Raw genomic sequence first — 12,208 nt, forward strand, 5'->3', positions numbered from 1 at the left:
GCATGGAAAAAATCGACTTCGAGCTGCGCGGCGACTACATAGCGCTGGACAAGCTGCTCAAGGCCACCGGCCTGGCCGAGAGCGGCGGCGCCGCGCGCATGATGATCAGCGAAGGGCTGGTGCAGGTCGACGGGCGCGACGAGTCGCGCAAGACCGCCAAGATCCGAGCCGGCCAGGTGGTGGCGCTGCACGGCGCGCGCATCTCCGTGCTGGCTGATCCCAGCCTGTAGAGCACAACAGCAAGCAAGACCACCCACCATGAACTTCTCCACCTGCGATTTCTGCGACGCCCACAAGAGCGACGACTCGGGCGAGTTCCGTGTGCTGCCCGGCGGCCTCTATGCCAGCTACGGCGCGCTGCCGCGCTTCGCCGGCCCGGTGACCACGGTGCGCTGCATCGAGGACAACAGCATGGTGAAGTCCCTGGTCGAATCCGCCGGCGACGGCCGCGTGCTGGTGGTCGACGGTGGCGGCTCGATGAAGCGCGCGCTGCTGGGCGGCATGCTCGCCGCCGCGGCGGCGAAGAACGGCTGGGCCGGCCTGCTGATCGACGGCTGCGTGCGCGACCTGGCCGAGCTGGCCGCCGCGCAGACCGGCATCCTCGCTCGCGCCCATGTGCCCATGCCCACCGATCGCCGCGGCCAGGGCGTGGTGGACGTGGTGCTGCAGCTGCACGGCGTGTGGATCCGCCCGGGCGACTGGCTCTATGCCGATGAAGACGGCGTGGTGATCAGCGCCAAGCCGCTGCACCAGACGGACTGAGCGCAACCCGCGCCGGTGTTCAGCCGGCGTTCAGCGTGGCTTTGCGCTCAGCAAGCCGCTGCTGGTGAAGAAATTGCCGCCGCCCAGATGGTGCAGCGCGCGCTGCGGCTGCGGCAGATCCTGCCAGCGGCCGTCCTTGAAGGCCCAGTCCTCGGCCCAGGCGGCGACCACCTCGGCGACGAAGAGGTCGTAAGTCTGCTGGATATGCGGCTCCGGGTAGAAGCGGCACTCCAGCCAGGCGAGACAGCCCTGGATCAGCGGCGCGGCGACGACTGAAGCCGGCTCGGCGGCGATCTCCCAGTGCGCGAACTTGTCGAGTTCGCGGCCCGTGCTGTTGCCCACGCCGACCACCATCTCGATCTGCGCGGCGCAGGGCACGCTGAGCACGAACTCGCCCGAGGCTTCGACGAGGCCGCGCGTGAAGGTGCTCTTGTCGATCACCACCGCTACCTTGGGCGGCTGGAAGTCCAGCGGCATGTTCCAGGCTGCAGCCATCACATCGCGTTGCTCGCCATGGGCGCAGGCGACCAGCACCGTGGGGCCGTGGTTGAGCAGTCGGCTGGCTTGGGCGAGGGGGACGGGAAGGCGCATGGCGTGTCGGTGCGGTGGGCGCTATGGGGGCTGTTGCTTCAGGGCCTGGCTGGCGGAGCTTCGTTGCCAGGCTGTGTGACGTAGGCCCGCCATTCTCCCTGGCTGCCCAGTGCGCGGAGATGGCCGCTCAGGCGCCGCTGAAAGTCGCAGTTGCCCAGGCTTGAATCGCTGAGCCAGGGGCCATCGAACAGGCTGTTCGCCTGTTGCCTGACTGTCTCCAGCTGCTGCTGCCGCCTCAGCCAATCGGCTTGCAGCTCCTGCAGCCGTATAGTCTTGGCCAGCGTCACGGCCAGGGCCCTCTCCAGCATTGAATCGCCGCCGGCCCAGAGCGTCTCGGCGAGCCTGTGGCAGCTGGCGCGCTCCGTCGCGGCATCGGCTGCCAGCTTGCGGCAGGCCGCCATGACGCCGCTGTAGCTGGGCATGCGCCAGGCGGCGTAGATGCCCATTAGCATCACCTGTTCGACCTCGCGATAGAGCCCGTCCTCGGTGGACAAGGGCAGGCTCAGCAAGGTCTGCAGCAGCTCCATGTTGTAGTTCCGGACCTCGGTCAGCCGAGGCTGGGTCGCGCCCAGGCGCTGCAGCACATCGGGCGCGTCGCCATGGGCGTCGAGGAAGGCGACGAGGTTGCCGGGGTCCTTGGCCAGCCGCTCCGCGCCAGCCAGCGGCTGGCAGCCGGGCAGGGCCTTGCAGGCGGGCGCGATCTGGCTGGCCAGCGCTGCCACATAGGGATCGGCACTGCCTCGGGCCAGGGTGCTGAGTTCGGTCAGCGCGGCCGCCGTGCTGCTGCTCTGACTGCGCGTCAGGAACAGCGCTGTCGCGCGAGAACGAATGTCGCCACGCTGAAGCAGGCTGGCGATCCATCGCTCTGGCAGTTGCTGCTGCAGTTGCTGGATCGCACGGTGGGCCGGCCATTGCTTCAGCTGCGCCTCGGCCTGCGCCTGGCTCTCGGGCGTGTCGCCGTCCGGTTCCTGCAGGGCGCTGATGAACTGCAGATAGGCCTGGGCGCCGTGGGAACACCATTGCCGGTCCAGCTGGCGCAAGGCTTCGACATCGAACTCGGCTGCCTGCTTCTGTGGCCTGACAGGCGGCTGCGGCGCCGCGCTTGCCAAAGGCGCGCTGCTCGCGGGGCCTGACGCAGGCGCTGCTGCAGCCGATGCCGCCGGCGCAGCTGGCGCGGCGGGCGGAGCTGCCTTGTCTTCCTTGCGCGGCTCATCCGGTACAAGCCAGCCGGCCACAAGCGCCAGCATCAGCGTCGCACCCAGTACAAGCAAGACACGCTTGCGCGTCGCCCGCGAAGTGGGTCGTGTCTCGCTTGGCTGCTCAGGCTGGCGTCGCATGCCGCGATGCTAACGCGCTGGCGGCATGGAAGCCAGGCGTGTTCAGCGCAGCACGGTCAGCAGCTGCTCCAGCCCGCCGCTGTTGATCGCCACCATGGCCTGTTCGCGCACCTTGGGCTTGGCGTGGAAGGCAACCGACAGGCCGGCTTCGCCCATCATCAAGAGGTCGTTGGCGCCGTCGCCGACGGCGATGGCCTGCTTCGGCGTGCAGCCGATCGCCGCGCAGCACTCCAGCAGCATGCGGCGCTTCTCGGCGCCGTCGCAGATCTCGCCCCAGGGCTGCGGGATCAGCCGGCCGGTGAGGGCGCCGTCGACGATCTCCAGCTCGTTGCTACGTACGAAGTCCATGCCCAGCTGCGCCGCGACATAGCGGGTGAAGAAGGTGAAACCGCCGGAGACCAGCACCAGCTTGATGCCGGCGGTCTTCAGCGAGGCGCAGAGCTCGCGCGCGCCGGGGTTGAAGCGCAGCCGCTCTTCGAGCACGCCGTCCAGCGCGCTGGCAGGCACGCCTTCCAGCAGCGCCAGGCGGCGGCGCAGGCTTTCTTTGAAGTCGGCGATCTCGCCGCGCATCGCGGCCTCGGTGATCGCCGCCACCTCGGCCTTGCGGCCGGCGGCATCGGCGATCTCGTCGATGCACTCGATACTGATCAGCGTCGAGTCCATGTCGAAGGCGGCCAGCTTGAAGTCGGCAAGCTTCAGCGGCGGCGCGAAGCCTTGGGTGACGAGCGGCGGCAGGGTCGGGTCTTGCATGGTGTCAGGGTCAGTCTTGCTTGATCGGTTGGCCCAGGAGCCTGAGTACTTCGCGCACCGCTTGCGCGCGGTCCTTGGGATCGGACAGCGCCTTGTCGATGCGCAGCTTGTCGTTGCCGACCAGCTTGATGTTGCGGTTCTTCTGCACCAGCTCGATCACGCGCATCGCGTCGATCGGCGGGTTGGGGCGGAAGTTGATGTTGATCACGCTCGGTGCCGCGTCGATCTTGGCCACGCCATAGGGCTTGGCCAGCACGCGCAGCCGGTGCGTGTCGAACAGGGTTTGCCCTTGTGCCGGCAGCTTGCCGAAGCGGTCGGTGATCTCTTCGAGCATCGCGTCGATGGCTTCAGGCTTCTCGGCCGTCGCCAGGCGCTTGTAGAGCGAGAGCCGCACATGCACATCGCCGCAGTAGGCGTCGGGCAGCAGGGCGGGCGCGTGCAGATTGATCTCGGTGGTGGCGGCCAGCGGGCTCAGCAGGTCCGGCTCACGGCCAGCCTTCAACGAGCGCACCGCTTCCGACAGCATCTCGTTGTAGAGCTGGAAGCCCACCTCCATCATGTTGCCGCTCTGGTTCTCGCCCAGCACCTCGCCGGCGCCGCGGATCTCCAGATCGTGCATGGCCAGGTAGAAGCCCGAGCCCAGTTCTTCCATCGCCTGGATCGCCTCCAGGCGCTGCGCCGCCTGCTTGGTCAGGCCCTCGACATCGGGCACCAGCAGATAGGCATAGGCCTGGTGGTGAGAACGGCCGACCCGGCCGCGCAGCTGGTGCAGCTGCGCCAGGCCGAACTTGTCGGCGCGGCTGATGATGATGGTGTTGGCGCTGGGCACGTCGATGCCGGTCTCGATGATGGTCGAGCACAGCAGCACATTGTGTTTGCCGCCGACGAACTCGCGCATCACCCGCTCCAGCTCGCGCTCGGGCATCTGGCCGTGGGCGACGACGATGCGCGCTTCCGGCAGCAGTTCTTCGAGGTTCTGGCGCCGGTTCTCTATCGTCTCGACCTCGTTGTGCAGGAAGTAGACCTGGCCGCCGCGCTTCAGCTCGCGCAGCACCGCCTCGCGGATCGTGCCCTTGTTTTCGTTGCGCACGAAGGTCTTGATCGCCAGGCGGCGCTGCGGGGCGGTGGCGATCACGCTCAGATCGCGCAGGCCTTCCAGCGCCATGCCCAGTGTCCGTGGGATCGGCGTCGCGGTCAGTGTCAGCACGTCCACCTCGGCGCGCATCGCCTTCATCGCCTCCTTGTGGCGCACGCCGAAGCGGTGCTCCTCGTCGATGATCAACAGACCCAGACGATTGAACTTCACGTCCGGAGAGAGCAGCTTGTGCGTGCCGATGACGATGTCGATGGTGCCGTCGGCCAGACCTTCCATCGCCGCCTTGATCTCCTTGGCCGAGCGGAAGCGGCTCATCTCCGCCACCTTGACCGGCCATTTGCCGAAGCGGTCGGCGATGTTCTGGTAATGCTGCTCGGCCAGCAGCGTGGTGGGCGCCAGGATCGCCACCTGCTTGCCGCCCATCACCGCCACGAACGCCGCGCGCAGCGCCACCTCGGTCTTGCCGAAGCCCACATCGCCGCAGACCAGACGGTCCATGGGTTTGGGCGAGATCATGTCCTGGATCACCGCATGGATCGCAGCGCGCTGGTCGGGCGTTTCCTCGAAACCGAAGCTGGCGGCAAAGGCCTCGTAGTCGTGCGGCGAGTAGCGGAAGGCATGGCCTTCGCGTGCGGCGCGGCGGGCGTAGAGGTTTAGCAACTCGGCCGCGGTGTCGCGCACCTGCTCGGCGGCCTTGCGCTTGGCCTTGTCCCACTGGCCCGAGCCCAGCTTGTGCAGCGGCGCTTCCTCGGCGCTGACACCGGTGTAGCGGCTGATCAGATGCAGCTGCGCCACTGGCACATAGAGCGTGGCCTTGTCGGCGTACTCCAGGTGCAGGAACTCGCTGGGGCCGTCGCCGAGGTCGATGTGGATCAGCCCCAGGTAGCGGCCGATGCCATGGTTCACATGCACCACCGGGTCGCCAACCTTCAGCTCCGACAGGTCCTTGATCAGCGCATTGACGTCGCTGACCTGCTCCTGCTTGCGGCGCCGGCGCGTGGTTGGCGTGGTGGCGAAGAGCTCGGTCTCGGTGAAGAGCTGCAGCACCTGCGCTTCAGCCGGCTCGTTCCAGAAGAAGCCGGCCGCCAGCGGTGCGGCGGTGATGGCGAACTTTTCGTCGCTGGACAGGAACTCGGCCAGGTCCTTGACCGAAGGCGGATCGATCCTGTTGTCGCGCAGCAGCTCCAGCAGGCTCTCGCGTCGGCCCTCGCTCTCGGCCAGCAGCAGCACGCGGTGCGGCGTGCTCTGCAGATGCGCGGCCAGGCGGGCCAGCGGCTCCTGCGCGCCGCGCTCGACGCTGACGTCGGGCAGCGGGCGGGCGTAATCGACCGGCTCGTTGCCGCGCACCGCCAGCACCGGGTGTGCATGGGTCGCGGCGAAGAACTCCTCGACCTTGAGGAAGATCTCCTCGGGCGGCAGGATGGGCCGCTCGGGGTCGTGCTGCAGGAAGCGATGGCGCTCGCGCGTGTCGGTCCAGAAGCGGCCCAGCGCCTCGTCGATCTCGCCATGCAGCGCGAGGGCAGCCTCGGCGCCCAGGAAGTCGAAGATGCTAGCCGTCTGCTCGAAGAAGATCGGCAAAAAATATTCGATGCCGCCGGTGGCGATGCCCTGGTCGATGTCCTTGTAGATGCGCGCCTTGGTCGGGTCGCCTTCCATCTTCTCGCGCCAGCGCGCGCGAAAAGCCTTGCGTGCCGCCTCGTCCATCGGGAACTCGCGGCCGGGCAGCAGCCGCACCTCGGGCACGGGGTAGAGGCTGCGCTGGCTGTCGGGGTCGAAGGTGCGGATCGAATCGACCTCGTCGCCGAACAGGTCCACGCGGTAGGGCACGGCCGAGCCCATGGGGAAGAGGTCGATCAGGCCGCCGCGCACCGCGTATTCGCCGGGCGAGACCACCTGGCTGACATGCGTGTAGCCCCCCAGCGTCAGCTGCGACTTCAGGCTGGCTTCGTCCAGGCGCTGCTTGGTCTTGAAGTTGAAGGTGGTCGCGGCCAGGAAGCTGGGCGGCGCCAGGCGCGTCAGCGCCGTGGTGGCGGGCAGCAGCACCACGTCCACGTCGCGCTGCTCATCGAGCCCCCTAGTCCGCCGCGCTGCGGCGTCCGCCCCCCCGAGGGGGCGCGCGGCATCTTGGGGCGGCCCGGCGACGCCGCCCCGCTTCTTGCCCTGCGCCTGCAGCAGCCGCCACAGCGTGGCCAGGCGCTCGGAGATCAGGTCCTGGTGCGGGCTGAAGCTGTCATAGGGCAGGGTCTCCCAGTCGGGGAAGACGGCCACGCGCAGCTCCGGCGCGAAGAACTTCAGCTCGTCCTCGAGCCGCTGCGTATCGGCCGGCTCGGCGCAGACGATGGCCGAGAGCCGGCCGGCGGCCAGCTGCGCCTGGGCGAAACGCGCCAGCAGCAGGGCATCGGCGGAACCGGGCGGGCGGGGTTGGTTGAACTTCTTGCCAGGGGCGAGGGCAGGCAGCTGCATGGAGACGGGGGCAACAGGCGGGGCACAAACGACAACAGCCCCGAACGGGGCCTGGGGCGAATTGTAGGCAGCCCCCTGACAGCGCGCTGGCAGCAGGCTGCGTGCCGGCCTTGCGCTGTCCCCTCGCCGCGGTTCGCTCGGGGCGCCAGGGATTGACGCCCCGGGTGGGCCGCGTGGCATGCTCGGCGCTCGGGCCGGGGGCTGGCCCAGTTCGGTGGCCAGGCGGGGGTGGTGATGAAGCTGGGGATCTATCTGTTCGACGCGGTGGAGGTGCTGGACTTTGCCGGCCCCTTCGAGGTGTTCTCGACCGCCTCGCGCCTGGCCGAGCGCGAAGGCGAGGCGCCACCCTTCGAGGTGTTCACGCTGGCTGTCGAGCCGGGGCCGGTGCAGGCACGGGGCGGCCTGCGTGTGCTGCCGACGCTGACTTGCCAGCAGGCTGGCGAGCTGGACGTGCTGATCGTGCCCGGCGGTGACGTCAGCGCCGAGCTGCAGCGTGCGGGCCTGGACGACTGGCTGGTCGCGCAGAGCTTGCGGCTGAAGGTGCTGGCCTCGGTGTGCACCGGGGCCTTTCTGCTGGAGAAGGCCGGCCTGCTCAACGAGCGCGCCGCAATCACGCACTGGGAAGACCTGGAGGGCTTGCGCGCTGCCTCGCTGGCCTCGGGCTCGCTGCTGAAGGTGCTGCCCAGCACGCAGCGCTGGGTGGAGGCGCGGCCCTGGGTGCACCAGGGCGGGCGCTGCCGTGTCTTCACCTCGGCCGGCATCTCCGCCGGCATCGATCTCAGCCTGCACCTGGTGGCCGAACTGGCCGGCATCGAGCTGGCGCTGCGCACCGCGCGGCAGATGGACTACGAATGGCGCGACCTGGGCAGCGCCTTCGTCGCCTCGGGTTTCGGTCGCGAGATCTGAGCGCTGGCGTGCGCCCGGCGCCGTTGCGTCGGGGCCAATGTGACAGCGCTGTCATGCCGCGGTCACGGGGTTTTCATCGCGGCTGCCTAGCCTGTGAGGCTGTGTTCACGCTAGCCGCCAGCCCGCTGGAAAACCCATGAAAAACTCCCAAGACCCGACCCGCAGCCACTTCAACGACGAGGATTCCAACACCTCGGCCAACCCCAGCTTCGACTCTGTGCTGAGCGCACGCCTGAGCCGCCGCAGCATCCTGCGCGGTTCGGTGGGCGGCATGGCCACCGCCGTGTTCGGCGCCACTGCGTTGAGCGCCTGCGGCGGCGGTGACGACGAAGTCACGCCGACCTTGTCGCCGCTCAAGGCCCTGGGCTTCTCCGCCGTGGCCAAGAGCCTGGAGGACAAGGTCAGCGTGCCGGCCGGCTACAGCTTCAGCATCATCTATGCGCTGGGCGATCCGCTGCGCGCCGCCACCGCCGACTACAAGAACGACGGCACCGACACCGACTACGAGAACCGTGCCGGCGACCACCACGACGGCATGGAGTGGTTCGGCCTGTCTGCCGACGGCAAACCCTCGACCACCGCAGCCGACCGTGGCCTGCTGGGCATGAACCACGAGGCCACCACTGACGAAAGGCTCTCGTCCTTCTTCCTGCATGCCAACGGCGGCACGTCGACGCTGCCGCGTCCCGCCTCCGAGGTGGACAAGGAACTGGCCATCCACGGCGTGTCGGTCGTGGAGGTGAAGAAGGCCAGCGATGGCAAGTGGTCCTATGTGAAGGACTCGGCCTTCAACTTCCGTCTCACCACCCAGACCGAAGTCGAGATCAGCGGCCCGGCGCGCGGCAACAAGCTGCTGGTCACCAAGTTCTCGCCCACCGGCGTGAAGACCCGCGGCACGCTGAACAACTGCGGCACCGGCAAGACGCCCTGGGGCACGCTGCTGACCGGCGAAGAAAACTGGGCCGGCTACTTCACCCGCTCCGCCACCGATGATGCTGCGCGCGGCAACGACAAGAGCGTCACCGCGCTGAAGCGCTATGGCCGCAGCCAGGGCGCCGCCTCGCGCCACGGCTGGGAGAGCGCCGGCAGCGAAGACAAGTACCAGCGCTGGAACAACAGCAAGCTGGGCGCCTCGGCCGACGGCAGCGACGACTACCGCAACGAGATGAACGGCATGGGCTACATCGTCGAGGTCGACGCCTACGACAAGAGCAAGGCCGCCAAGAAGCGCACCGGCCTGGGCCGCTTCGCGCACGAGAGCGCCGCCTTCGGCAAGCCGGTGGTCGGTCAGCCGCTCGCCGCCTATATGGGCGACGACTCGCGCGGCGAGTACATCTACAAGTTTGTCAGCGCCGCCAGCTGGGACGCTGCCGACGCCAACCCGGCCAACCGCATGGCAGCCGGCGACAAGTATCTGGACAGCGGCAAGCTCTATGTCGCCAAGTTCAATTCGGACGGCACGGGCCAGTGGATCGAGCTGGCGCTGTCGAACGCCGCGATCGCCGGCTACGCTGGCTATGCCTTCGCCGACCAGGGTGACATCTGCGTGAACACCCGTCTGGCCGCCGATGCCGTCGGCGCCACCAAGATGGACCGGCCGGAGTGGTGCTCGGTCAACCCGATCAATGGCGAGATCTACTTCACGCTGACCAACAACAGCAACCGCCGCGTCGAGCCGAGCAGCAGCTCGCAGATGGCGCCGGACAGCGCCAACCCGCGTGTCTATACCGACATGAAGGGCAGCTCGGCCCAGACCGGCAACCCCAACGGCCACATCCTGCGCATCAAGGAAGGCGCAGCCGGCTCCGCCGCCACCAGCTTCACCTGGGACGTGTACCTGTTCGCCGCCGAAGCCGGCGCCGCAGCGGGCACCGTCAACCTGTCCAGCCTGACCAGCGACCAGGACCTGTCCAGCCCCGATGGCCTGGTATTCAGCCCCTCGACCGGCATCTGCTGGATCCAGACCGACGACGGCGCCTACACCGACGTGACGAACTGCATGATGCTGGCCGCCATCCCCGGCCAGGTCGGCGACGGCGCGAAGAAGACGCTGAGCTACACCAAGTCCAACGGCAGCACGCTGGCGGTCGACACCTATGTGGGCAAGGCACCGACGGCCGAGACGCTCAAGCGCTTCCTGGTTGGCCCCAAGGACTGCGAGATCACCGGCCTGTGCGAGACCCCGGATGGCAAGGCGATCTTCGTCAACATCCAGCACCCGGGCGAGGGCACGGCGATGGCCAATATCGCCGACCCGAGCAAGTACACCAGCCAGTGGCCCAGCAATGCCGGCTACGGTGCCGGCAAGCGTCCGCGTTCGGCAACCATCGTGATCACCAAGAACGACGGCGGCCGCATCGGCAGCTGATCGTCGGGCGGAGGGCGGCCTCGCAAGCGCCCTCGATGCCGTGATCTTCCCCAGCACGCCCCGGTAAAGCCGGGGCGTGCTCGTTTCTGCGTGTCGCGCGGCCCTTGCTCTGCATCAAGCGACGTTCAGTGTCAGCCGCTGGCAGGGGGCGTGTCTGACTACACTGAATCGCAGGAGCGGACATGGACATTGCACTGCAGCTCATCAACGGTGGCGCCGGCACGCTGGCGTCCTATCTGGCCGCGCATGTGTTGCTGTGCCTGCTGCCGGCCTTCTTCATCGCCGGCGCGATGGCGGCGCTGATTCCCAAGGCCAGCATCACGCGCTGGCTGGGGCGCAGTGCGCCTGCCCATGTGTCCTATCCGGCGGCGGCAGCAGCGGGCTCGCTGCTGGCGGTGTGCTCCTGCACCATCGTGCCGCTGTTCGGCGGCATCTACCGCAAGGGCGCCGGCATAGGCCCGGCGATCACCTTCCTGTTCTTCGCGCCGGCCGGCAACATCATGGCGCTGGCCTACACCGGCAACATCCTCGGCGCCGAGTTCGCGCTGGCGCGCATCCTGATGTGCCTGCTGTTCGGCATCGGCATCGGGCTGCTGATGGCGCTGCTGTTCTGGCGCGAGGACGCGCAGCATGACGCGCAGACGGAGCGGCTCTTCGCGCAGCAGGCCAGCATCTCGGCGCCGGCGCTGGGCTTGCTGCTCTCATTGGTGGCGCTGCTGATCGCCGGCACCTTGCGGCTGTGGCCGCTGACGGCCGATCTGGCCCGCCTGGATCTGCCGCTGGCCTGGGCCGAGTCCTGGCAGGCAACGCTGCTGCGCTGGGTGCCGTTCGATGCCGCCAAGGGCGAGGAGGGCGTCAGCGTGCAGGGCTCGCTGCTGATCGCGCTGCTGCTGGCCATCGCCGCGGTGGCCTGGCGCGGGCTGGAGAACATCGTCGAAGGCGCCAACCGCTACACCTGGATCGCGCTGGGGCTCACGGCGGCCACGCTGCTGATCGCCGCGCTGCGCCTGGTGCCGGTCAGCGGTGGCCTGCAGCTGGTGCTCACCGGGCGCGTCGTGGCGGTCGGCGCGGCGCTGCTGGCGGTGTGGCATTACGCTCGCCAGCTGCAGGTCGATGAATGGCGTTCCTGGATGTGGGAGGCCTGGCGCTTCGTCAAGCAGATCTTCCTGCTGCTGCTGGTCGGCGTGTTCATCGTCGGCATGGTGCGCCAGCTGATCCGTCCCGAGTGGGTGCAGAGCCTGGCCGGCAGCAACACGCTGGCGGCCAATGCGGTGGCGGTGGGCTTCGGGGTGTTCATGTACTTCCCGACCCTGGTCGAGGTGCCGGTGGCGCGCATGTTCCTGGACCTGGGCATGCACCGCGGACCCTTGCTGGCCTATCTGATGGCCGACCCGGAGCTGAGCCTGCAGAGCATGCTCATGGTCTCGGCCGTGCTGGGCCGCGCGAAGACGGCCGCCTATGTCGGCCTGGTGGCGCTGTTCAGCATCGCCGCCGGTCTGCTCTACGGCGCCTGGGTGGACGGGCAGGCACGCGCCTCGCTGCTGCTGGCCCTGGTGCTGGCAGTGCTGTTGTTCATCGCCGCCTTTGCCTGGCTGAGGCGGCGCCAGCAGGGCGCGGCCGCCGTCTGAGCCACCGGCGCGCACGCCATCATCCATTCAACGTTTCATTGAACCTGGGAGAACGAGATGCTGACCGTCAAGATCCTCGGCGCGGGCTGCGCCAACTGCCGCAAGCTCGAGGCCGTGGCGCGCGAGGCCGCCGGCCAGGCGCAGCTCGAGGCCGAGTTCGTCAAGGTGACGGACATGAAGGAGATCATGACCTACGACCTGTTGGCCACGCCGGGTCTGGTCGTCAACGAGCAACTGGTCAGCAGCGGCCGCATCCCGACCGTGGCCGAGGTGCAGAGCTGGATGAGGAACGCCTGAGCGATGGAGG

The 12,208-nt window shown here is 68.4% G+C and carries 10 protein-coding genes; 6 read left to right on the forward strand and 4 right to left on the reverse strand.

Going from position 1 to position 12,208, the window contains the following annotated elements:
• The first annotated feature begins 2 nt into the window (after positions 1 to 2).
• Together AC2EBS_RS16930 and rraA are read left to right on the forward strand one after the other, a co-directional pair.
• Positions 3 to 230, forward strand: coding sequence for an RNA-binding S4 domain-containing protein (locus AC2EBS_RS16930; protein ID WP_484729617.1), 228 nt, complete (start codon positions 3 to 5; stop codon positions 228 to 230).
• Between the two features lie 28 nt (positions 231 to 258).
• Complete coding sequence (rraA, locus tag AC2EBS_RS16935; protein ID WP_484729618.1) at positions 259 to 762, forward strand: ribonuclease E activity regulator RraA; 504 nt, start codon at positions 259 to 261, stop codon at positions 760 to 762.
• 30 nt (positions 763 to 792) lie between these two features.
• Here rraA and AC2EBS_RS16940 read toward each other — a convergent pair whose 3' ends face one another.
• From AC2EBS_RS16940 to mfd, 4 genes are all read right to left on the reverse strand, one after another.
• A complete protein-coding gene (locus tag AC2EBS_RS16940; protein ID WP_484729619.1) occupies positions 793 to 1,353 on the reverse strand; it encodes a flavin reductase family protein in 561 nt (186 codons plus the stop codon).
• Between the two features lie 38 nt (positions 1,354 to 1,391).
• Complete coding sequence (locus AC2EBS_RS16945; RefSeq protein ID WP_484729620.1) at positions 1,392 to 2,462, reverse strand: hypothetical protein; 1,071 nt, start codon at positions 2,460 to 2,462, stop codon at positions 1,392 to 1,394.
• Between the two features lie 270 nt (positions 2,463 to 2,732).
• Entirely contained in the window at positions 2,733 to 3,440 is a 708-nt protein-coding gene (gene serB / locus AC2EBS_RS16950) for a phosphoserine phosphatase SerB (protein WP_484729621.1), read from the reverse strand.
• Between the two features lie 10 nt (positions 3,441 to 3,450).
• Positions 3,451 to 6,999, reverse strand: coding sequence for a transcription-repair coupling factor (gene mfd / locus AC2EBS_RS16955; RefSeq protein ID WP_484729622.1), 3,549 nt, complete (start codon positions 6,997 to 6,999; stop codon positions 3,451 to 3,453).
• Between the two features lie 234 nt (positions 7,000 to 7,233).
• Between mfd and AC2EBS_RS16960 the strand changes: the two genes are divergently transcribed.
• The 4 genes from AC2EBS_RS16960 to AC2EBS_RS16975 all read left to right on the forward strand — a co-directional run bounded on the left by AC2EBS_RS16960 (position 7,234) and on the right by AC2EBS_RS16975 (position 12,198).
• Positions 7,234 to 7,905 carry a DJ-1/PfpI family protein gene (locus tag AC2EBS_RS16960; protein WP_484729623.1) on the forward strand — a complete coding sequence of 224 codons (672 nt, stop codon included), beginning with the start codon at positions 7,234 to 7,236 and terminating at the stop codon, positions 7,903 to 7,905.
• Positions 7,906 to 8,041: 136 nt separating this feature from the next.
• The gene (locus AC2EBS_RS16965; protein ID WP_484729624.1) at positions 8,042 to 10,273 is read left to right on the forward strand and encodes a PhoX family protein; all 2,232 of its coding nucleotides are present in this window, start codon (positions 8,042 to 8,044) and stop codon (positions 10,271 to 10,273) included.
• 182 nt (positions 10,274 to 10,455) lie between these two features.
• Entirely contained in the window at positions 10,456 to 11,901 is a 1,446-nt protein-coding gene (locus AC2EBS_RS16970; protein ID WP_484729625.1) for a permease, read from the forward strand.
• A 57-nt stretch (positions 11,902 to 11,958) separates the two neighbouring features.
• Complete coding sequence (locus tag AC2EBS_RS16975; RefSeq protein ID WP_484729626.1) at positions 11,959 to 12,198, forward strand: thioredoxin family protein; 240 nt, start codon at positions 11,959 to 11,961, stop codon at positions 12,196 to 12,198.
• Positions 12,199 to 12,208 lie beyond the last annotated feature (10 nt).

The sequence above is a fragment of the Roseateles sp. T103 genome (assembly GCF_057219915.1).

Bases quoted from the DNA above. Each gene is read 5' to 3' on its own strand.
- AC2EBS_RS16965 (WP_484729624.1), top strand. From the start codon at position 8,042: ATGAAAAACTCCCAAGACCCGACCCGCAGCCACTTCAACGACGAGGAT.
- AC2EBS_RS16970 (WP_484729625.1), top strand. From the start codon at position 10,456: ATGGACATTGCACTGCAGCTCATCAACGGTGGCGCCGGCACGCTGGCG.
- serB (WP_484729621.1), bottom strand. From the start codon at position 3,440: ATGCAAGACCCGACCCTGCCGCCGCTCGTCACCCAAGGCTTCGCGCCG.
- AC2EBS_RS16940 (WP_484729619.1), bottom strand. From the start codon at position 1,353: ATGCGCCTTCCCGTCCCCCTCGCCCAAGCCAGCCGACTGCTCAACCAC.
- AC2EBS_RS16930 (WP_484729617.1), top strand. From the start codon at position 3: ATGGAAAAAATCGACTTCGAGCTGCGCGGCGACTACATAGCGCTGGAC.
- mfd (WP_484729622.1), bottom strand. From the start codon at position 6,999: ATGCAGCTGCCTGCCCTCGCCCCTGGCAAGAAGTTCAACCAACCCCGC.
- AC2EBS_RS16975 (WP_484729626.1), top strand. From the start codon at position 11,959: ATGCTGACCGTCAAGATCCTCGGCGCGGGCTGCGCCAACTGCCGCAAG.
- AC2EBS_RS16960 (WP_484729623.1), top strand. From the start codon at position 7,234: ATGAAGCTGGGGATCTATCTGTTCGACGCGGTGGAGGTGCTGGACTTT.
- rraA (WP_484729618.1), top strand. From the start codon at position 259: ATGAACTTCTCCACCTGCGATTTCTGCGACGCCCACAAGAGCGACGAC.